The organism is Streptomyces endophyticus (assembly GCF_035798155.1).
GTDB classification, from domain to species: Bacteria; Actinomycetota; Actinomycetes; order Streptomycetales; family Streptomycetaceae; genus Streptomyces; species Streptomyces endophyticus.
The window spans coordinates 28488-49538 of sequence record NZ_JAOZYC010000098.1; the positions used below are offsets into that span (position 1 = coordinate 28488).

At 70.1% G+C, this 21051-nt stretch carries 20 protein-coding genes; 4 read left to right on the forward strand and 16 right to left on the reverse strand.

What is annotated here, in order from left to right:
* Positions 1-79: 79 nt before the first annotated feature.
* On the forward strand, positions 80-1012 hold the full coding sequence (locus OKJ99_RS13930) for an AEC family transporter (protein WP_326016390.1): 933 nt from the start codon (positions 80-82) through the stop codon (positions 1010-1012).
* A gap of 36 nt (positions 1013-1048) precedes the next feature.
* Here OKJ99_RS13930 and OKJ99_RS13935 read toward each other — a convergent pair whose 3' ends face one another.
* A complete protein-coding gene (locus OKJ99_RS13935; RefSeq protein ID WP_326016391.1) occupies positions 1049-2326 on the reverse strand; it encodes a thymidine phosphorylase in 1278 nt (425 codons plus the stop codon).
* 210 nt (positions 2327-2536) lie between these two features.
* Here OKJ99_RS13935 and OKJ99_RS13940 point away from each other — a divergent pair, with 210 nt between their 5' ends.
* Complete coding sequence (locus tag OKJ99_RS13940) at positions 2537-3196, forward strand: DNA alkylation repair protein (RefSeq protein WP_407700694.1); 660 nt, start codon at positions 2537-2539, stop codon at positions 3194-3196.
* Positions 3197-3245: 49 nt separating this feature from the next.
* Here OKJ99_RS13940 and OKJ99_RS13945 read toward each other — a convergent pair whose 3' ends face one another.
* From OKJ99_RS13945 to OKJ99_RS13990, 10 genes are all read right to left on the reverse strand, one after another.
* A complete protein-coding gene (locus OKJ99_RS13945; protein WP_326016393.1) occupies positions 3246-4154 on the reverse strand; it encodes an RNA polymerase sigma-70 factor in 909 nt (302 codons plus the stop codon).
* Complete coding sequence (locus OKJ99_RS13950) at positions 4154-4705, reverse strand: carboxymuconolactone decarboxylase family protein (RefSeq protein ID WP_326016394.1); 552 nt, start codon at positions 4703-4705, stop codon at positions 4154-4156. The genes OKJ99_RS13945 and OKJ99_RS13950 overlap by 1 nt, the downstream gene beginning before the upstream one ends.
* A 111-nt stretch (positions 4706-4816) precedes the next feature.
* Complete coding sequence (locus OKJ99_RS13955) at positions 4817-5203, reverse strand: cytidine deaminase (RefSeq protein WP_326016395.1); 387 nt, start codon at positions 5201-5203, stop codon at positions 4817-4819.
* On the reverse strand, positions 5200-6456 hold the full coding sequence (locus OKJ99_RS13960) for an ABC transporter permease (RefSeq protein WP_326016396.1): 1257 nt from the start codon (positions 6454-6456) through the stop codon (positions 5200-5202). The genes OKJ99_RS13955 and OKJ99_RS13960 overlap by 4 nt, the downstream gene beginning before the upstream one ends.
* The gene (locus OKJ99_RS13965) at positions 6453-7604 is read right to left on the reverse strand and encodes an ABC transporter permease (protein ID WP_326016397.1); all 1152 of its coding nucleotides are present in this window, start codon (positions 7602-7604) and stop codon (positions 6453-6455) included. The genes OKJ99_RS13960 and OKJ99_RS13965 overlap by 4 nt, the downstream gene beginning before the upstream one ends.
* A gap of 2 nt (positions 7605-7606) precedes the next feature.
* A complete protein-coding gene (locus OKJ99_RS13970; RefSeq protein ID WP_326016501.1) occupies positions 7607-9175 on the reverse strand; it encodes an ABC transporter ATP-binding protein in 1569 nt (522 codons plus the stop codon).
* 190 nt (positions 9176-9365) lie between these two features.
* Positions 9366-10424: a BMP family lipoprotein gene (locus OKJ99_RS13975; RefSeq protein WP_326016398.1), complete on the reverse strand. Its 1059-nt coding sequence runs from the start codon at positions 10422-10424 to the stop codon at positions 9366-9368.
* A 226-nt stretch (positions 10425-10650) separates the two neighbouring features.
* Complete coding sequence (locus OKJ99_RS13980; RefSeq protein WP_326016399.1) at positions 10651-11712, reverse strand: BMP family lipoprotein; 1062 nt, start codon at positions 11710-11712, stop codon at positions 10651-10653.
* Positions 11713-11862: 150 nt separating this feature from the next.
* Complete coding sequence (locus OKJ99_RS13985) at positions 11863-13131, reverse strand: amidohydrolase (RefSeq protein WP_326016400.1); 1269 nt, start codon at positions 13129-13131, stop codon at positions 11863-11865.
* 164 nt (positions 13132-13295) lie between these two features.
* Positions 13296-13910, reverse strand: a complete 615-nt coding sequence (locus OKJ99_RS13990; protein WP_326016401.1) for a Uma2 family endonuclease — start codon at positions 13908-13910, stop codon at positions 13296-13298.
* A 180-nt stretch (positions 13911-14090) separates the two neighbouring features.
* Here OKJ99_RS13990 and OKJ99_RS13995 point away from each other — a divergent pair, with 180 nt between their 5' ends.
* Together OKJ99_RS13995 and OKJ99_RS14000 are read left to right on the forward strand one after the other, a co-directional pair.
* Positions 14091-14333 (forward strand): type II toxin-antitoxin system VapB family antitoxin, encoded by a 243-nt coding sequence (locus OKJ99_RS13995; protein WP_326016402.1) that lies wholly within the window; start codon positions 14091-14093, stop codon positions 14331-14333.
* Entirely contained in the window at positions 14333-14752 is a 420-nt protein-coding gene (locus OKJ99_RS14000; RefSeq protein ID WP_326016403.1) for a PIN domain nuclease, read from the forward strand. The genes OKJ99_RS13995 and OKJ99_RS14000 overlap by 1 nt, the downstream gene beginning before the upstream one ends.
* Here OKJ99_RS14000 and OKJ99_RS14005 read toward each other — a convergent pair.
* The 5 genes from OKJ99_RS14005 to OKJ99_RS14025 all read right to left on the reverse strand — a co-directional run bounded on the left by OKJ99_RS14005 (position 14700) and on the right by OKJ99_RS14025 (position 20962).
* Positions 14700-15920: a Cmx/CmrA family chloramphenicol efflux MFS transporter gene (locus OKJ99_RS14005; RefSeq protein ID WP_326016404.1), complete on the reverse strand. Its 1221-nt coding sequence runs from the start codon at positions 15918-15920 to the stop codon at positions 14700-14702. The two genes, OKJ99_RS14000 and OKJ99_RS14005, sit on opposite strands and share 53 nt — an antisense overlap.
* Before the next feature lie 266 nt (positions 15921-16186).
* Positions 16187-17212 (reverse strand): hypothetical protein, encoded by a 1026-nt coding sequence (locus OKJ99_RS14010; RefSeq protein ID WP_326016405.1) that lies wholly within the window; start codon positions 17210-17212, stop codon positions 16187-16189.
* 80 nt (positions 17213-17292) lie between these two features.
* Entirely contained in the window at positions 17293-18252 is a 960-nt protein-coding gene (locus OKJ99_RS14015; protein WP_326016406.1) for an N-acetylneuraminate synthase family protein, read from the reverse strand.
* Between the two features lie 12 nt (positions 18253-18264).
* Complete coding sequence (locus tag OKJ99_RS14020) at positions 18265-19590, reverse strand: N-acylneuraminate cytidylyltransferase (RefSeq protein ID WP_326016407.1); 1326 nt, start codon at positions 19588-19590, stop codon at positions 18265-18267.
* 55 nt (positions 19591-19645) lie between these two features.
* Positions 19646-20962, reverse strand: coding sequence for a DUF6716 putative glycosyltransferase (locus OKJ99_RS14025; RefSeq protein ID WP_326016408.1), 1317 nt, complete (start codon positions 20960-20962; stop codon positions 19646-19648).
* Positions 20963-21051: the final 89 nt, after the last annotated feature.

Below are 21051 nucleotides of genomic sequence, written 5' to 3' on the forward strand. Positions count from 1 at the left end.
GACACGTGGGCTGGATCACGTTGATTCGGATAGTGGATCAACGTTGACCGGCGATCCGTTCACGACGGAGTCTTGACGCGTGCAGGGGGTACTCAACGGTTTCGCGGTCATCGCGATCGTCATCGTGGTCGGCTACGTCATCGGGCGGCGCGGCTATCTGGGCGCGAACGGCCGGGAGGTCCTGAACAAGCTGGCGTTCCATGTGGCGTCCCCGGCGCTGCTGTTCACCATGCTGGCCAAGGCGGACCTGGCCGTGATCCTGTCGCCGAGCCTGCTGGTCACGGCGCTCTCCACGGCTGCGGTGGCCGGGATCTTCATCACGGTGGGCGTCGTCCGCGGTTGGGGGACGGGCCGGACCACGATCGGCGCGCTGTGCTCGTCGTTGGTGAACTCCGGGAACCTGGGGATCCCGATCGCGGTGTACGTCCTCGGTGACGCCTCGCTCGTCGCCCCGGTCCTCCTCTTCCAGCAGCTCGTCGTGACGCCGATCGCGCTGACGGTGCTCGACCTGTCGGAGGCGTCGTCCGGTGCGGAGCGGCTGACGTGGGCCCAGCGGCTGCTCACGCCGTTCCGGAACCCGGTCGCGATCGGTTCGCTCTCGGGCGTGCTGGTGTCGGCCACGGGGATCACGGTCCCCTCCCCGATCTTCGATCCGCTGGAACTCATCGCGAACATGTCCGTGCCGGGGATCCTCATCGCGTTCGGCATCTCGCTGTGCGGGAGTTCCTGGCCGGGCGGCCGGGGCGCGGACCGGGTGCCGGTGCTGCTGTCGACGGCGCTGAAGGCGGTGGGCCAGCCGATGGTGGCGTGGGCGCTGGCGTCCTTCGTGTTCGGGTTGCACGGGGCGCGACTCCTCGACGTCGTGGTGACGTCGGCGCTTCCGGCGGCCCAGAACATCTTCACGTACTCGAGCCGGTACCGAGTGGGTGAGCGGTTGGCGCGGGAGTCGATCCTGTTGTCGACGATGGCGTCGGTACCGGCGCTCGTGGTGGTGGCGGCGCTGCTGGGGTGACCGGTCCGGTGTCGGGCCGGCCACCCCTGGGGCCTGTCAGCCGATCCGCTCCAGCACGATCGGCCGCGCCGTGAACCCGGTGCCCGCCGGAGCGATGTCGTACGCCCCTTCCAGCGCTTCGAGCGCGTACGAGAACCGCTCGGGGGTGTCCGTGTGCAGGGTCATGAGGACCTGGCCGGCGAAGACCGCGTCGCCGGGCTTGGCGTGCAGTTCGACGCCCGCCGCCGCCTGCACCGGGTCCTCCTTGCGGGAGCGGCCCGCGCCGAGGCGCCAGGCGGCGAGGCCCACGCCCATCGCGTCGAGGCGGGTCAGTACGCCGGACTCCCCCGCCGTCACCACGTGTGTCTCGCGGGCCGTCGGCAGCGCCACGTCCGGGTCGCCGCCCTGCGCCGCGATCATCCGCCGCCACGCGTCCATCGCCGAGCCGTCGGCGAGCGCCTTCGCCGGATCGGCGTCCTTCAGGCCCGCCGCGTCGAGCATCTCGCGGGCGAGGGCGAGGGTGAGCTCGACGACGTCGTCGGGGCCGCCGCCCGCCAACACCTCGACGGATTCCCGGACTTCGAGCGCGTTGCCCGCGGTCAGGCCGAGCGGGGTGTTCATGTCGGTGACGAGGGCGACGGTCGGCAGCCCGTGGTCGGCGCCCAACCCGACCATCGTGCGGGCGAGTTCGCGGGCCGGGCCGATCTCCTTCATAAAGGCGCCGGAGCCGACCTTCACGTCGAGGACCAGCGAGCCCGTGCCCTCCGCGATCTTCTTCGACATGATCGAGGACGCGATGAGCGGGATGCACTCGACGGTGGCCGTGACGTCGCGGAGTGCGTAGAGCTTCTTGTCGGCGGGGGCGAGGCCGCTGCCGGGCGCGCAGACGACCGCGCCGACGTCCTCCAGGGTGCGCATCATCTCGTCGTTGGTGATGTTCGCGCGCCAGCCGGGGATCGCCTCCAGCTTGTCGAGCGTGCCGCCGGTGTGACCGAGGCCGCGCCCCGACAGCTGCGGCACGGCCGCGCCGCAGGCCGCGACGAGGGGCGCGAGCGGCAGCGTGATCTTGTCCCCGACGCCGCCCGTGGAGTGCTTGTCGGCGGCCGGGCGCGCAAGGACCGAGAAGTCCATCCGCTCACCGGAGTTGATCATCGCGGCGGTCCAGCGGGCGATCTCCGCGCGGTCCATCCCGTTCAGGAAGATCGCCATGGCGAGGGCCGACATCTGCTCGTCGGCGACGTCGCCCCGCGTGTACGCGTCGACGACCCAGTCGATCTGCGCGTCCGTGAGCCGCCCGCGGTCTCGCTTCGTACGGATGACGGAGATGACGTCCATGGCAAATCCTCCAATGGTTCGGCACAGCGTGACGCACCCCGCCACGCTCCACGGCAGGGCGCGACTCTACGCGCATAGACGCCTCGCGTGAAGTGCCCGTCCCGTACCTCTCCCCGTACCGTGAAGGCCCACCCCCGCGACGGACAGGAGACCCCGGTGTCCGAGACCAGGCCGACGACGACAGCGACGGGCGCGCCGAGCACGACGACAGTGCGCGAGCTGCTCGACGAGTTGGCCGGGCTGGAGGACCCGAAGGCCCGCGCCGTCAACGAGCGGCACGGCGACGACCACGGCGTGAACCTGAGCAAACTGCGCGCCATCGCCAAGCGCCTCAAGACCCGGCAGGAACTCGCGGTCGAGCTGTGGGCCACCGATGACACGGCGGCGCGGCTCCTCGCCCTCCTCGTCTGCCGGCCGAAGGCGTTCGGGGAGGGCGAGTTGGACGCCATGCTGCGTGAGGCGCGCGCCCCGAAGGTGCAGGACTGGCTCATCAACTACGTGGTGAAGAAGAGCCCGCACGCGGAGGCGCTGCGCGTGGCCTGGCTCACCGACAAGGATCCGGTGGTCGCGGGCGCCGGGTGGGCGCTTACGGCGGACCGCGTGACGAAGAGGCCGGACGGCCTCGACCTCGGTGGGCTGCTTGACGTGATCGAGGCGGAGATGCGGGGTGCGCCGGAGCGGCTCCAGTGGGCCATGAACACGTGTCTCGCGCAGATCGGGATCGCGCATCCCGGGTATCGGGTCCGTGCGGTGGGCATGGGGGAGCGGCTCGGTGTGCTCAAGGACTATCCGACGTCGCCGGGGTGTACGTCGCCGTATGCGCCTGCGTGGATTGCGGAGATGGTGCGGAGGCAGGCGCGGGAGTCCTGACACGCCGCACCGGGTCCCGGTCGCGGGGCTCTGCCCCGGACCCCGCTGCTCAATCGCCGCAGGGGCTTGAAGTGCCGAGGCTTGAAATGTCCAGGTCCGCCTCCTCGTCGATCCGGGTCAGTTTCTCCGGGTTGCGGGTTACGTAGATGTGGGTGATGCGGCCGTCGTCCACCAGCACGCTCACCGCCGCCGGTTCGCCGTCGAAGTCGATGCGGGCCGCCGGGGCGGCGTTGAACCACACCGGGGTCGTGGCCAGTTCGGCCACCTTGGTCTTCGCCGACGCGAGCAGCGTCGCCACGACGTCGACTCCGTGCAGCGGGAGCAGCGCCGCGGCCACCCGCCCGCCGCCGTCGGCGATCATGACGACATCGGGGGCCATGACCTCCATCAGTCCTTGCAGGTTCCCCGTGCTCATGGCCGCCAAGAAGCGTTCCACCACCGCCTGTTGCTCCGAGCGCGCCACCTTCATGCGCGGCTGTCGCGCCGCCACGTGGTCGCGGGCCCGCCGCGCGATCTGCCGCACGGTGGCCGCCGACCTGCCGACGGCCTCGGCGATCTCCCCGTACGGGACGTCGAAGACCTCGCGGAGGACGAAGACCGCGCGTTCCGTCGGGCCGAGGGTTTCCAGGACCGTGAGGAGGGCGATCGAGACGCTCTCCGCCAGTTCGATGTCGTCCGCGACATCCGGGCTGGTCAGGAGCGGTTCCGGGAGCCATTGGCCGACGTAATCCTCGCGGCGGCGTGACAGGGTGCGCAGCCGGTTGAGGGACTGGCGCGTGACGATCCGGACGAGGTACGCGCGCGGGTCGCGCACCTCGGTCCGGTCCGCGTCGGCCCACCGCAGCCAGGACTCCTGCAACACGTCCTCCGCGTCGGCCGCCGAGCCGAGCATCTCGTAGGCGACCGTGAAGAGCAGGCTGCGGTGGGTGATGAAGGCATCCGACGACGACTCTGCCATTACGCGCGGGCCTCCAGGGGGATCTCGCAGGCCTCCGAGAAGCCCTGCGAGCTGATGCCGTGGGCCGTGTTGCCGCGCGTCGAGAAGTTGACGAAGGCGATGTACGTGGTGAGTTCGACCATCGCCGCGGCGCCGAGCCGGTCGAGCAGGCCCGCGTACAGCTCGTCGGTGACGGTCGGCGGGGTGTTCGTCATGGCCTCCGCGTACTCCATGACGTCCCGCTCCAGCGGGGTGAAGGCGTCGGACGCGCGCCAGCGCGGTACCTGGCTCGCCTTCGTCAGGTCCAACTTCTCGTTCTGTGCCTGGAAGTAGCCGACGTCGAGGCACCAGCTGCAACCGACCTGCGCCGCGACCGCCATGTGCGCGAACGACTTGAGGCTCGCGTCGGCCGCGTCCCACTGGGCGACCTGGCGGCCGAGTCCGAGGCCGTCCTGGGCGACCTTCGGGTTGTGCCAGAGCACTTCGGCGGGCTCCATGACCGCGCCGAGCTGGTCGACCATGCCGTTCTTGAGCTCGTCGGGGAGTTCCGCCTTTGCGATGCGAAGCGCCATGATGCCTGTCCTCCTGGACTGTCCGGTCGGGCTCCGGGCCTTTCGGCCCCGCCCCTTCGGCATAAAGACACCGGCGGGCCCGCGGGTGTGACATCCGTGCGAGCCCTACGGTCAGCCCAGGTGCTCGGGACCGAACGCCTCCGGCAGCATCTGCCCCAGCGTCCGCACCCCCGCCCCCGTCTCCATCAGCAGTTCCGCGCCCCCGAACTCGTACAGGAGCTGTCGGCAGCGGCCGCACGGCATGAGCAGTTCGCCCTTGCCGTCCACGCACGTGAAGTGGGTGAGGCGGCCGCCGCCCGTGGCGACCAGTTGCGAGACGAGGCCGCACTCCGCGCACAGGCCGAGGCCGTACGACGCGTTCTCGACGTTGCAGCCGGTGACGGTGCGGCCGTCGTCGACGAGGGCGGCCGCGCCGACCGGGAAGCCGGAGTACGGGGCGTACGCACGGGACATCGCCTCGCGCGCCGCCGCTCTCAGGTGCTCCCAGTCGACCGTCACGTGCCCTGCCCCTTCCGGTACGGCTTGCCGTTCGCCTTCGGCATCCGCAGGCGTTGTGCCGAGAGTGCCAGGACGAGCATGGTCAGGACGTACGGCATGGCCGTGGCGACCTGGCTCGGTACCGAATCGGTGGAGGAGTACCAGAAGAAGAGGAGGATCGAGACGGCCAGGGTGACGACTCCGCCGACGTACTTCTTCTTCCAGATCAGCCAGGCCACCGCGAGCAGCGCGAGGATCGCGATCAGCAGGAGCAGCGCGTGGGTGTTCTCCGTGCCGCCGCGCACCTTGAGCGTGTCGCTGTAGCCGAACAGACCCGCGCCCAGGGCGAGTCCGCCCGGCATCCAGTTGCCGAAGATCATCGCGGCGAGGCCGATGTAGCCGCGGCCGCCGGTCTGGCCCTCCAGGTAGTAGTTGGAGGAGACCATCGAGAGGAACGCCCCGCCGAGGCCCGCGAGGGCGCCGGAGACGATCACGGCGACGTACTTGTACTTGATGACGTTGACGCCGAGGGACTCGGCCGCGACCGGGTTCTCGCCGCAGGACCGCAGCCGCAGGCCGAACGACGTGCGCCACAGGATCCACCAGGAGGCGGGGACCAGGAGCACCGCGATCAGCGTCAGCCAGGACACGCCCGTCATGACGCCGCCGAGCAGGCCCGCGACGTCGGAGATCAGGAACCAGCCCTGCTTGTTGAGGTCGGCGAGGGCGTCCGCGAGTCCGGGGACCGTGAACTCGCCCAGCGACGGCACCGCGGGCGACTGCCGGGAGGTGGCGCCCTCCATCCCGTCGTACATCAGGACGGAGAGGTAGCGGGTGGCGCCGAGGGCGAGGATGTTGATGGCCACACCGGAGACGATGTGGTTGACGTTGAAGGTGACCGTGGCGAGGGCGTGCACCAGGCCGCCGAGCGCCCCGCCGATCAGGGCGGCGAGCACACCGACCCAGGGGCCCCACTGGTAGCCGGCCCAGGCGCCGAACCAGGTGCCGAGGATCAGCATGCCTTCGAGGCCGATGTTGACGACGCCCGCGCGCTCGGCCCACAGACCGCCGAGGCCCGCCATGCCGATGGGTACGGCGAGTTGGAGCGCGGTCGACATCTGGCTGACGGAGGTGAGGCCGTTGGCGTCGGTGATCAGGCGGACCGCGGAGACCAGGCAGAGCAGGCCCGCGATGATCAGGAGGAGGACCGGGAGGCTGAGCTTGCGCCGCGTCGCGGGCGCGGCGGGCTTGTCGAGAACGGGAGCCGTACTCATCGGGCGGCCACCTCCTGCTTCTTCTCGTTGTTGTCGGAGGCGGTGAGGACATGGCCCGCGGCGAGTTCGGCGCCGACGCGCTGCTGCTGGCGGCGCGTGCCCCAGACGCGGACGGCCTCGTAGGAGACGACGACCGCGATCACGATGAGGCCCTGCATGATCGTGGCGATCTCGGAGCTGTAGCCCTGGAGGTCCAGCGGGTCGGCCGCGTTGAACAGCCAGGACAGGAGCAGTGAGGCCAGCGCCATGCCGACCGGGCTGTTGCGGCCGAGCAGCGCCACGGTGATCGCGTTGAAGCCGAGCGCGGCCGGGAACGAGTCGGAGAAGGTGTGCGTCGAGCCGAGCAGCGTCGGCAGTCCGGCGAGTCCTGCGACGGCGCCCGACAGGAGCATGGCCGTGAGGACCATCTTCTTCGCCGAGACGCCGGAGGCGGCGGCCGCGGTGTCGGAGGCACCGGAGGCGCGCAGATCGAAGCCGAACCGGGTGCGGTTCAGCATCACCCAGTAGACGATGCCGAGGGCGATCGCGACGAAGACGAAGCCGTAGATGGTGCCGACCGCGTCGCCCATGTTGATGCCGGGGAACCAGCCGGCCCTGTCCATCTCGCCGGTGGTGCGGTTGTTGCCGACGGCGACGCCGAAGGCGTCCTCCAGGGTCAGATACGCGATGACCGAGGCCGCGATCGAGTTCAGCATGATCGTGGAGACGACCTCGCTGACGCCGCGGGTCACCTTGAGGATGCCCGCGATGCCGGACCAGATCGCGCCGGTCAGGGCCGCCGACAGGATGAGCAGCGGGATCTGGAGGAAGGCCGGGAACGCGATGTGCGCGCCGACGATGGCGGCGACGCAGGCGGCGAGCCGGTACTGGCCCTCGACCCCGATGTTGAAGAGGTTCATCCGGAAGCCGATGGCCACGGCGAGCGCGCCGACGTAGAGGCCCGCGGCGTCATTGATGATGAGCACCTGGACGTCGGAGAACGTCGCCTGCTCGAACATGATCGAGAACGGCTCGATCGGGTTCTCGCCGGAGGCCACGAGCACGATCGCGGTCAGGGCGAACGCCACGACGAGGGCGATGACCGGTCCCGCCACCGCGAGAAGGACCCGCTCCGTGTCGATGCCGGCCCTGCGCTTACTGGTGTTCATGGTCAGGCACCGTCTTCCGTGTGCTCCAGGTGGCCCGAGGCCGCACCGGTCATGGCGGATCCCAGCTCTTCCGGGGTGATGGCGGCCGGGTCCGCGTCGGCCACCAAGCGGCCGTCGTAGATGACCCGGAGGGTGTCGGAGAGGCCGATCAGCTCGTCGAGGTCGGCCGAGATGAGCAGCACGGCGAGCCCCTCGTGGCGGGCCGCGCGGATCTGGTCCCAGATCTGCGCCTGCGCGCCGACGTCCACACCGCGGGTGGGGTGGGCGGCGATCAGGAACTTGGGCGTGTGGCTCATCTCCCGGCCCACGATCAGCTTCTGCTGGTTGCCGCCCGACAGGGAGTCCGCGGTGACGTCGATGCCGGGGGTGCGGACGTCGTACTCCTTGACGATCCGCTCGGTGTCGGCCTGCGCGCCCTTCGGGTCGAGCCAGAAGCCCTTGCTGTTGGGCCGCTCGGTGACATGGCCGAGCATCCGGTTCTCCCACAGCGGGGCGCTCAGGACGAGGCCGTGGCGGTGCCGGTCCTCGGGGATGTAGCCGATGCCCGACTCGCGGCGCCTGCGGGTGGCCCAGGAGGTGATCTCCTCGCCGAGCAGCTTGATGGTGCCGCTGTCCGCGTGCTCAAGGCCGATCAGCGCCTCGATCAGCTCCGTCTGCCCGTTGCCCTCGACGCCCGCGAGACCGAGGACCTCGCCGGCGTGGATGGTGAAGGTGATGCCGTCGAGGAGCGGTTTGCCGCCGTGGGGGGCCGCGAGGCGCAGCTCCTCGACCTCGACGACGGGGCGGTCGGTGACGGTGGACTCCGCCGTCTCCGGGGTGGGCAGTTCGCTGCCGACCATCAGCTCGGCGAGCTGCTTCGACGTGGTCTCGGCGGGGACGGCCGTGCCGACCGTCGTGCCGCGCCGGATGACGGTGATCTCGTCGGCCACGGAGAGGACTTCGCCGAGCTTGTGCGAGATGAAGATGACGGAGAGGCCCTCGGCCTTGAGCCCGCGCAGGTTGTCGAAGAGCGCGTCGACCTCCTGCGGGACGAGCACGGCGGTCGGCTCGTCGAGGATCAGGGTGGTGGCGCCGCGGTAGAGGACCTTGAGGATCTCCACGCGCTGCCGGTCGGCGACGCCGAGGTCCTCCACGAGGACGTCGGGGCGCACTCCGAGCCCGTAACGCTCGGATATCTCAAGGATCTTGCGGCGGGCCCTGCCGCCGATCCCGTACAGCTTCTCGCTGCCGAGGACGACGTTCTCCAGGACGGTCAGGTTGTCCGCGAGCATGAAGTGCTGGTGGACCATGCCGATGCCGCGGACGATGGCGTCGGCGGGCGAGGAGTAGGAGACCTGCTCCCCGGCGATGGTGATGGTGCCCTCGTCCGGCTTCTGCATGCCGTAGAGGATCTTCATCAGGGTGGACTTTCCCGCCCCGTTCTCCCCTACGAGGGCGTGCACGGTGCCCTTGTGGACGGTGAGGCGGATGTCGTGGTTGGCGACCACGCCGGGGAACCGCTTGGTGATGCCCTTGAGTTCCACGGCGACGGGGGCGACCGTGTCGGCCGGCGGGGAGCTTGACGTGGCGATGGCGCACTCTCCTGGGGAAGGGGGTCGCCTACACGCGTAGCGCCCCAACAGCGGTGTGCGAGAAGTGAGTTCGAGCAGGATCGCATGAACAGGGCGCGAGGAAGAAGGCTCCTCCCGCAGGACTCCCGTGGGACTCCCGAAGGATGCAGCGACCTCCCCGCGCCCATGCCAGGCCCTGGCTTCCCGCGTGTTACTTCTGGGGCTTGACCGGCACCTTCACGGAGCCGCCGACGATGCCCTGCTCGGCCTTCTTCAGGGCCGCCTGGAGCTTGGAGTCGCTCTTGAACTCCGGGTTGGACGCGGCGAGGGAGACCTCGCCGGACTTCAGGTCGCCGGTGACGACGCCGGTCTCCGGCTTGCCGTCCTCGACCGACTGCGCCAGGTTGAGGATCGCCTTGGCGACGTCCTTGGTGGCGGAGGTGATGATGTACTTCTTGTACTTCTTCAGCGGCGCCTGCGCGTACTGGTCGGAGTCGACGCCGATCGCGTACGCCTTCTCGGCGGCGGCCGCCTCGATGACGCCCTGCCCCGAAAGACCGGCCGCGTGGTAGACGACGTCGGCGCCGTCCTCCAGCTGCTTCTCGGCGGCGGCCTTGCCGAGGTCCGGCGAGGCGAAGCCCTTGGCGGGGTCCTCGTCGAGGTACTGGACCTCGACCTTGACGCCCTTCTTGGTGTCCTTGACGCCCTGCTCGAAGCCCGCCTGGAACTTGTTGATCAGCGCGTTGTCCACGCCGCCGACGAAGCCGACCGTGTCGGACTTGGTCTTCAGCGCCGCGGTGACACCGGCGAGGTAGGAGACCTCGTTCTCCTGGAAGACCAGGTCAGCGATGTTGTCGCCCTTGGCGGTGGCGTCGTCGACGATGCCGAAGGTGGTCTTCGGGTACTTCGCGGCGGCCTCCTTGACGGCGGGGGCGTACGCGTAGCCGATGCCGACGACCGGGTTGTAACCCATCTTCGCCAGCTGGACGAGGCGCTGGGTCTTGTCGTCGTCGGACTCGCCGTCCTTCGGCTCCTGGTCGGCGACCTGGTAGCCGAACTCCTTCTTGGCCTGGCGAAGGCCGTCGTAGGCGGCGTCGTTGAACGACTGGTCGCCCTTGCCGCCGACGTCGTAGGCGATGGCGAGGCCCTTGTCCTTGCCGCCGTCGGAGGACGACTGGGCGTCCGACGAGGTGCCTCCGCAGGCGGAGAGGGCGAGGGCGAGCGAAGCGGTGGCGGTGCCTGCGACCGCTATACGGGAAACCCGGCGCATGAGAAGTGCTCCTTCGTACAAGCGCCGGAACGGCAGGGGGCCGACGCTGAGTTCGCCGCAGAGTAACGCGCGTAGACCTGACAGAGAACCCTGGTTGTCCAGACTGTTATCGACGGGGGTACGAGGCCGTATACGACCGGGTTTGCGGTGCCGCCGGTGAGACGCACCGGCGGCACCGCTCGGATCGGGCTCGGATCGAGCTCGGATCGCGCTCAGATCGTCCGGATCACTTCTTCTCGGGCTTCGTCTGCACCTTGATGGAGCCGTCGACGATGCCCTTCTTGGCCTTGGCGACCGCGTCGGAGAGACCTGCGATCTCCTTGAACTTCGGGTTGGACTCCGAGGCTCCTACGCCGTCGACCTTGAGGTCGAAGGTCTGCACACCGGTCAGCGGCTTGCCGTCCTCGACGGACTTGGCCAGCGAGTAGACGGACCCGCCGACCTCCTTGAGCGCCGAAGTCAGGATGTAGTCCTTGTACTTGGCGAGGGTCTTCTGCTGGTACTGGTCGGAGTCGACGCCGATGACCCACTTCTTCTGCTCGGCGGCCGCCTTGATGACGCCCTGCCCCGACAGGCCCGCCGCGTGGTAGATCACGTCGGCGCCGTCCTCCAGCTGCTTCTCGGCGGCGGCCTTGCCGAGGTCAGGCGAGGCGAACCCCTTGGCCGGGTCCTCGTCGAGGTACTGGACCTCGATGTCCACGCCCTTCTTGGTGTCGTTGACGCCCTGCTCGAACCCGGCCTCGAACTTGTTGATCAGTTCGTTGTCGACGCCGCCGACGAAGCCGACGTGGTCGGACTTGGTGGCCTTGGCCGCGGCGACGCCGGCCAGGTAGGAGGACTCGTTCTCGGCGAAGACCAGGGAGGCGACGTTCTTGCCCTCGACGACCGAGTCGACGATGCCGAAGGTCGTCTTCGGGTACTTCTTCGAGGCTTCCTTCATCGCCGGGCCGTAGGCGTAGCCGATGCCGACGACCGGGTTGTAGCCGGCCTTCGCGAGGTTCGCGAGCCGCTGCACCTTGTCGTCGTCGGACTCGCCGTCCTTCGGCTCCTGGTCGGCGGTCTTGTAGCCGAACTCCTTCTTCGCCTTGAGCATGCCCTCGTAGGCGGAGTCGTTGAACGACTGGTCACCCTTGCCGCCGACGTCGTACGCGATGGCGAGGCCGAGCTTCTTGCCGCTGGCGTCGCCGCTTCCGCCCTTCTCGCTGCTGGTGCCGCCACAGGCGGTGGCGGCGAGCGCCAGGCCGGTGATGCCTACGGCTATCTTCGTGAGCCGCGGTATTCGACGCATCAGGTGTCCCCATTCGTCCAACACGCCTTGTATGGCGCCCAGTTCGGCGCACCATAACGCGCGTAGAAAGTCCGAGGAATGCCCTTGCCTCCGGCGTTACCGTTTCGTGCCGGGGGGCCGTTACGTTGCGGTTAACCGTCCCCCGCCTGCTCAATCGCCGCAGGGGCTTGAATTGCCCAGCAGCGCCGCCGCCGTGAAGAGCTCCACGCCCACCGCGATCGCGGACTCGTCCACGTCGAAGTCGCCCTGGTGGAGGTCGCGGGAGCTCCGGTCGCCGGGCGGCTTCACACCCAGGCGGGCCATCGCGCCCGGGACGTGCTCCAGATACCAGGAGAAGTCCTCGCCGCCGAGGCTCTGCTGGGTGTCCTCCACGGAGTCGGGCCCGCGGCGGGCCGTCATCGCGTCCCTCAACAGCTCGGTGACCACCGGGTCGTTGACGACCGGGGGGACGCCGCGGATGTAGTTCACCACCGGCTTCGCGCGGTACAGGTCCGCGATCTCCTGGATGGCACCGTGGACGAGGTCGGGCGCCTGGCGCCACGCGTCCAGGTCCAGGCAGCGCACCGTGCCGGACAGCTCGGCGTGCTGCGGGATCACGTTGCACGCGTGGCCCGTCTCCAGGCGGCCCCACGTGACGGCAAGACCCGAGCGCGCGTCGACGCGGCGGGCGACGAGCGCCGGGACCTCCGTGGCGACCTTGGCGGCGGCGGTCACCAGGTCCGTGGTCAGGTGCGGGCGGGCGGTGTGCCCCCCGGGGCCGTCGAGGGTGACCTCCAGGCGATCGCACGCCGACGTGATGGGCCCCGGCCGGATCCCGATCTTCCCCGCGTCGACCTTCGGGTCGCAGTGCACGCCGATGATGCTCCGTACGCCGTCCAGGACCCCGCACTCGATCGCGTCGGGCGCGCCGCCGGGCAGCACCTCCTCCGCCGGCTGGAACAGCAGCCGTACGGGGTGCGGCAGTTGCCCCTTGCGGTGCAGCTCCGCGAGGACGAGACCTGCGCCGAGCACGACCGTGGTGTGCACGTCGTGACCGCAGGCGTGCGCCCGGTCCGGCACCGTCGACCGGTACGCGCAGTCCGTCTTGGTGTCCGGGATGGGCAGCGCGTCGATGTCCGCACGCAGCGCGAGCATGCCGCGCCCGCCGCGCCACTCGCCGTCCTCGGTGCCGATGTCACAGATGAGGCCGGTCCCCATGCCGAGCAGGCGCGGCGCGAGCCCGGCCTTCTCCAGGCGGGTCTTGAGCGCCGCGGTGGTGCGGAACTCCTGATTGCCCAGCTCGGGGTGCATGTGCATGTCGCGCCTGAAGGCGACGAGTTCGGCGCGGAGCGCCTCGGGCAACGCACCCGGAAGTGCGGTGCCCGGCACGGATTCCCCGGGCTTGTCGGCCTCTGACTCACGGGACTTCAACTGGTTCACCCTCTGAAGGGTAGGGCGATGCAGGGGCCAACTAACCCACGATCAACAAAAGTTCAGTCGGATTGGGGTAAGAAAGATGGCCGCGATGCGCATATGGATCGCGCAGGGAGGGTATGACATTCCTTTTCGACCTGCGTCTATGCCCGGTAGGCCGCTCCCGGTCGTCACAACTTCCGTAGCGCTTCGAGGCTCACGTCGATGTCGATGTCGTACGGGACACCGATCTTCAGTTGGTCGTGATGGATCCCCGTCACGGCGTACGTCTTGGACACCGGGTCGAGTTCGTAGACCCGCACCACGGGATGCCGATCGGAGCCCGCCGACTCGACCAGCCAGAAGTGCGGGATGCCCGCGGCCGCGTACTTGTGCGGCTTGGTGTCGTGGTCGCGCGCCTCGGAGTCCGGGGAGACGACCTCGACGGCCAGGAGGACGTCGGCGGCGGCGAAGCGGGTCTGCTCCAGACCGGTGACCGAATCGGCGCGGACGACGCTGATGTCGGGCTCCGGTCCGTTGCGACGGTCGAGAACGACGGTCATCTCGCGTCGGACCTTGAGGTGCTCCGGAACCGTGCGACGCAGCCCGGTCATCAGAAGGTCAATCATGGTGCTGTGAAAATCTCGCTGCGGACTCACGAAGACGAGGCTCCCGTCGATCAGCTCGGTATGCGGCGGGAGGTCGGGCAAGGTGAACAGATCGTCCACGGTGTACCCGTCCTGCGGCGGCACCGGCCAGCGACAGCCTCGCTCGGACTCGTGCCCGGCGATCGGCTCTGCGGTCATGGTTCCTCCCATGGACGGGATCATCTGCCTGGTCATCCACGGTAGTCGCAGCAATCGAATCCCGTCATCACAAAGGGTGACCAGGTGGAACGCGGGGCGGGCACCCACGAAACGATATCACCAACCCCAATTTAATGGTATCGTTTTGCGTGGCACGCTTCCCACGAGAAGGGGGTCCCCATGTCCAGGACCGTCATTGACCTCGATGAGGCCATGGTCACCGAGGCCATGCGCATCTTCGGCACCAAGACGAAGGCGAAGGCCGTGCGCCTGGCCATGGAAGATGCCGTCAAGCGCCACCTGCGCCAGGAAGGCTTCGACGCCATAGAGTCCGGCGAGCTCGACTTCAGCGAGATCATCGACAGCACCGGGCCGCGCAACGCCGATGGCTCCCTCAAACGGGCCGACGGCCGGGCCGCTTGATGCAGGACCGCTACCTCATCGACAAATCCGCCCTGGCCCGTTGGGCGAAGCCCAAGGTCAAGGAAGTGCTGACGCCGCTGCACGATCGCTACCTGCTAGCCGTGTGCCAGCCCACCGAATACGAGATGGTGCATTCCGCACGCACCACGGCCGAAGCCATTCGCATCAGCACGTGGCTCCACGCATTCGACTACCTCACCTGCGACGACAGCACCTTCGCCCGCGCCCTGGAAACCCAACGACACGCCCTCAACGCCGGTTTCCACCGCGCCCTTTCCCTCCCCGATCTCCTGATCGCCGCCACGGCAGAACTGCACCGGCTGACCGTTCTCCACTACGACAGCGACTTCGACATGATCGCCTCCATCACCGGCCAGCCGGTCCAATGGGTGGCACCGGCGGGCAGCGTTGATCACTGACACGGCTTGTCGCTGACGCCGCTCCCGCCACAACGAACGCCAGCGCCACCAGCAACGCGCTCACCACCGGCACCCCCCGGTACCCGAGCCCGCCCCCGATCGCGAGCCCGCCGGCCCAGGGGCCGAGCGCCGCGCCCGTGTTGAGGGCGGCGGTCGCGAGGCCGCCCGCGAGGGTGGGGGCGGCGGATGCCGCGTAGAGGGCCTGGGCGATCAGGGTGGAGCCGACCGCGAAGGAGAGGGCGCCCTGGGTGAAGGCGAGGGCGAGGGTCGCCAGGGGGTTTCCCGCGAGGAGCGCGAAGAGGAGCCAGCCGAGCAGGAGCGCCGCCCCGCCGAGCACCAGGACCCGCTTCGGATGCGTGTCCGAGAGGCGGCCCGCCGCGCCGACCCCGGCGAACGAGCCGAGGCCGAAGAGGGCGAGCAGCGCCGGGATCCAGGCCTCGCCGATCCCGGTGACCTCCGTGGCGACGGGCGCCAGGTACGTGAACGTGCAGAACGTGGCGGCGTTGACCAGCGCGCCGAGCAGCAGCACCGTGAGCAGGCGCGGAGTGCGCGGGCGCGGAGTGCGTAGGCGCGGAGTGCGCAGGGCCCGCAGCTCCGTTCGGACGTCACCGCGTGCACCGGGTCCCGACGCGGGCACCGACCGCAGCACGGCGATCATCGCGGGTACGCAGATCAGCGCGACGGCCCAGAACGCGGCCCGCCAGCCCAGGAGTTGACCGAGCATCGCCCCGCCGGGCACGCCCGCGACGCAGGCCAGGGTGGTGCCGCCGAGCAGGATCGACGTGGCGCGGCCCTTGGCGTCGGGGGCGACCATGCCCACCGCCGTGGCGAGGGCGACCGCGAGGAACCCGGCGTTGGCGAGCGCCGCGACGACGCGCGTGCCGAGCAGTACGGGGAAGCTCGTCGTCAACGCGCCGACGACGTGCACGAGGGCGAAGGCGAGGAGGAAGCCGAAGAGGGCCGGGCGGCGTGGCCACCGCACGGCGAGTACGGCCGTGAGCGGCGCTCCGACGACCATGCCGATCGCGAAGGCGGACGTGAGCGCACCGGCGGCGGGGATGGAGACGCCCAGGTCGTGGGCGATGTCGGGGCCGAGCCCCGAGAGCATGAACTCGGATGTTCCCTGCGCGAAGACGGCGAGGGCGAGCAGGTGGAGAGCGAAAGGCACGACGGACTCCGTGACCGTGGAGAGTGGAGAAGGGGGTGTGGTCGCGGTTCCGGCAAGCCGTGCGAGCGGTGGCGATGACTGCGGCGTGCGTCAGCGGAAGCCCGGTCCGGTCCGGTCCAGTAGATCCAATAGAACCAGTAAGGACGGGTCTCAACGATGCGCGGAAGAAGGCCACCGGACGGCTGCCGGTGGCCGGAGTCTGTCGGACTCGGGGCTGGTCACAAGGGCGAGCGTACGGCCTGCGTCGCTATGGAGGCCACCGCGTTTCACCCCGTCCGCACCACGCCCCGCGCCGATCCCGAGATCCCCGCCAAGAACCCCTGCGCGTGGTCCGAGACGCCGTGGCGCAGCCACGTCGGGTCGATCTCGCACACCGCGACCTTCACGCCCGTACCCGCGAGGGCGATCGGCAGGGTGTGCACGACGGTCGAGGGGAAGCTGAGGATCGTCCGGCCGATGGGGCCGCGCCGGGCGATCAGCTCCAGGGGCAGGTCGGGGCGGACGATCTCCAGGCCTATCTCGGTGGCGAGACGGTGCAGCTTGTCGGAGCTCTCGCGGCGGTGCGCGAAGTAGCGGGTGGCGCCGTGCGCGCGGGCCAGTTCGCGGACCGCGCCGAGGTACTGCTCCAGGTCGACGACTCCCGTCTCCACCAGGGAGGTTCCGACCAGGTCGGCGCCGCGCGTGATCCGGGGCGGACCGAACCGGGCGCGGGTCCAGGCGTAGTCGTTGGAGGTCACCGTGACGCCATCGGGGACCTCGGCCACCGGCATCGACGTGAACACGGACACCGAGTCGCGGCGCGCGTGCGCGGCGAGCCTGCGGCGCGCGGCGGCGGCGACGGGCCCGAAGACGAGGTCGCGCGGGCCCGTCCTGCCACCGCGCCGGTGCCAGCGCACGAGCCGTTCGCCGCGCACCAGTTGGGCGACGAACTCCATGGTGGCGGTGCCGTCGTCGACGACGACGAGCTCGCGGGCACGAGTGATCGTGAGCAGCAGCTGTACGTAGCGGGAGAACGGGTCGCCGAGAACGATCCGGTCGGCCCTGCGCAGCGAAGGGGCGAGCCCGCCGATCGTCTGGAAGGGCGCGCCCGCGCCGCCGCGGGCCTCCTCCCAGCGCACCGTGTGTCCTTCGGCGCGGGCGAGTTGGGCCATGCGGCGCAGCTGGCCGCGGGTCATCGGGTCGGTGGGCGAGAGCACCACGACGGTCGCGGTGACCTCTTGGTGGTGTGCCCACTCCAGGACGTTGAGGAGCTGTACCGGGCTCTCGACGAAGCACAACGTACTGCCGGACATGCGGGCCCTCCCGAGGGCGCCGGGGCGGCCGGGCGCGGTCCGAACCGCGCCAGGCCGCCCACGAGTCGATCCGAATGTCGTCAGACGCCCACCGGCTCACCGGCGGCGACGGCGATCTCCGCCTCGGCGACGACGCCCGGCACGCGGCGCAGCTTCTTCATCGGGCCGAGCTCGGACTCGTAGACCTTCTTGACGCCGTCACCGAGGGACTCCTCGATGGTGCGGATGTCGCGCACGAGGCGCGTGAGGCCCTGCGGCTCCACGGAGGCGGCCTGGTCGGAGCCCCACATGGCGCGGTCGAGGGTGATGTGGCGCTCGACGAAGGTGGCGCCGAGGGCGACGGCCGCGAGGGTCGTCTGGAGGCCGGTCTCGTGGCCGGAGTAGCCGATCGGGACGTTCGGGTACTCGCCCTGGAGGGTGTTGATGACGCGGAGGTTGAGCTCCTCGGCGACCGACGGGTACGTCGAAGTGGCGTGGCACATGAGGATGTTGTCCGAGCCGAGGACCTCGACCGCGTGCCGGATCTGCTTCGGCGTCGACATGCCGGTGGAGAGGATGACCGTACGGCCGGTGGCGCGCAGCGCGCGGAGCAGCTCGTCGTCCGTGAGGGAGGCGGAGGCCACCTTGTGGGCGGGGACGTCGAACTTCTCCAGGAAGGCGACGGCCTCGGTGTCCCACGGGGAGGCGAACCAGTCGATGCCGCGCTTCTTGCAGTACGCGTCGATGGCGCGGTACTCGTCCTCGCCGAACTCGACGCGGTGCCGGTAGTCGATGTACGTCATCCGGCCCCAGGGGGTGTCCCGCTCGATGTCCCACTGGTCGCGCGGCGTGCAGATCTCGGGGGTGCGCTTCTGGAACTTGACGGCGTCGCAGCCGGCGTCGGCGGCGGCGTCGATGAGCCGGAACGCGTTCTCCAGGTCACCGTTGTGGTTGATGCCGATCTCGCCGGTGATGTAGACGGGGCGGCCGGGGCCGGCCTCGCGCGAACCGAACTTGCGGATACGGGAGTCGGACGCGTGGGAAGGAGAGACGTTGGACATGGCGTACGTTCCTTACTTTTCGAGGGGGTCGAGAGAAGGGCCGAGGATCCAGCTGGCGATCTCTCGGATCGCGCCTTCGCCTCCGGGGACGGTGGTGACGGCGCGTGCGGCGCCGCGTACGACGTCGTGGGCACTGGCGACCGCCACGGGCCAGCCCGCGAGGGCGAAGCACGGGAGGTCGTTGACGTCGTTGCCGACGTAGAGCACGCGCTCGGGCGCGATGCCCTGCTCCTCGCACCACTGCTTGAGTGCGAGGTCCTTGCGGTCGATGCCGTGCAGGACCGGGATCTTGAGCTTCCTGGCCCGTGCGGCGACGACCGGGTTCACTTCCGTGGACAGGATCAGCAGTTCGAGGCCGCTCCGGCGGAGGGCCGCGATGCCGAGGCCGTCACCGCGGTGCACAGTGACGAATTCCCGTCCCTCGGAGTCGATCAGCACCTTGTCGTCGGTCTGGGTGCCGTCGAAGTCGAGGACGACCGCGTCGACGTCGTCCCTGGACGGGAGGACGGACTGCTGGTCGAAGAGGGGGGCCAGCGCGCGGGCGCGGGCCAGGTCGTGCGGGTCGTCGATCTCCAGGACCCGCGCGGGGTCGGTGCGGACGAGTTCCGTGCGGCCGAAGAAGCGGTGCTCGTGGCGGCGGAACCCGCCGGTCTCCATGCCGTAGACGGCGCCGGTCTCCAGGAGGTCCTGGGGCCGGTCCTGGCGCATCTGGCGCTGCGACTTGTCGTGGTTGACGCCGTAGCCGCCGCCGGTCGCGGTCTTCCGGTCGGCGAGGACGGCGACGCCGCCCTCAACGGCCTTGTTCGGTACGGAGGCCGGCTGCGGTTCGTCCACGAAGTCGCCGGCGTCCCGCCATACGAACCCGTGGAAGGCCGCCACCGTCAGCGCACTGTCGGCGCCGCCGTCGAGGATCGCGCCGACCACCGCGTCGATGTCCTCCCGTACGAGGAAGGGGCTGGTGCACTGGACGAGCAGCACCACGTCGACGGCCGCGCCGTGCAGCGCCTCGTGCGCGTCCATGGCGTGCAGCACGGCCGCCTCGGAGCTGGACTTGTCGCCGGCGATGGCGACGGGCCGGGTCACGACCTCGGCGCCCGCGTCCCGCGCGGCGGCGGCGATCGCGGCGTCGTCGGTGGAGACCACGACGTCGGTGACCTGCCGGGTGGCGAGGCACTCGCGCACGGCGCGGGCCACCAGGGGCACGCCGCCGACCGGGGCCAGGTTCTTCGCCGGTACGCCCTTGGAGCCGCCGCGGGCGGGGATCACGGCGAGGACGCGCCGTACGGGGGCCACGAGGCCCGCCTCCGGGGCGGCCGGGACCGTCTCGAGGTCGGTCATGTGCGCTTCTCCTTCGGGGAGTTGGTGTTCCTCAGAGGCCTGGCCAGAGGCGGGGTCACAGCTCCCCCATCCGCCGGATCACGGGGGCGACGCGCTGCACCCCGTGCCGGTAGGCGCCGCGGGCGGCCCGGCGCACGACCTGCCGCACAGGACCCGGCGCCCGGTCGGCCGCGGGCGCGCCGGGCAGCGGGCCGCCGTCGGGTGCGAGGTGGTGGCGGGCGAGGATGCGCGGCAGATAGCCGGGGGCGGTGGTGCGGCTGTAGTACGGGGCGAGGGCGGGCCTGTCGGCGTCGAGCAGGGCGGCGACCCTGGCGCGCGCGGCGTCGAAGGCCTGGTCGTACGTGCCGTCGGCGGCGACGCCCTGGCGGGCCAGCCACGCGGGGTCGGGCTCGGGCAGCGCGCCCTCGTCCAACCTGTCCCAGGACACGAGGCAGCCGGACCCGGTGAAGTGGTGGTTGCCGAGCGCCTCGCGCACGCCCAGGTCCGTGAGCAGCGCGGTCGGGATGCGCCGGTGCAGGGATTCGAGGGCGGCGGTCGAGCTGACCGTGACGAGCAGGTCCGTACGGTCGAGGACCTCGCCCATGTTCCCGTACACGAGGCGGAAGTTGGCCGGCAGCTCGCGGCGCTGCGCGAGCTTCTGGTAGGGGATCTCCTCGATGTGCGTGGTGTGTTCGCCCGGCTTGCTGCGCAGCTTGAGCAGCACCTCGCGGTCGGGGTGCGACTCGGCGTGCCGGACGAGACGGTCGAGGAGGTAGTCGCGGTCGACCGCGGTGTCCGGCACGGACGGCTGCGCCGCGAAGGTCACCGTGTACGGGTCCCGTACGCCGGTGTACGGCTCGCCGCCGAGGAACGGCAGCGCGCACTCGGTCACCGCGGAGGCGTCCGCGCCCACCCCCTCGTACACGGCGCGGAACCGGTCCGCGTCGTAGCCCGAGTTGGCGAGCACCACGTCGGCGCCGTGCCGCAGGAGGAGGCCGTCGGCGAGCTTCTCGTAGACGACACCGACGTAGCCGGTGACGACGACGGGGCGCCGCGCCGCTCCCCGCCAGGCGTGGGCGAGGCCGTGCAGGACGGCCTGGACTCCCCCGCCGACGAGGGCGAGCACGACCACGTCGTACGCTTCGGGCTCGATCTTGCGCAGGAATTCGACGGCCGTGACCTCGCGCAGGCTGTCGGCGCGGACGCCGATCTCGCGGAGCTGGCGCGGGGTCGGGGTGGCCCGGCCGCGCAGCAGATAGCCGTCGAGTGCGAGTCCTTCGGGGGCGATGCGGGAGTCGGTGATGCGGGAGGCGGTGAGCGACCCCCATTTCCACCGGGTGTCGGAGTCCGCGAGCACGGCGACCCTGAGCTGCTTTCCGTTCCTTACTGGCACGATGGAAAACTTAGGAAGCAATTCCGAGCCGCGGCCCAACCAGAATGCAACAAAGGGTTAACAGCACACCGACGAATGGCGAATCGGCC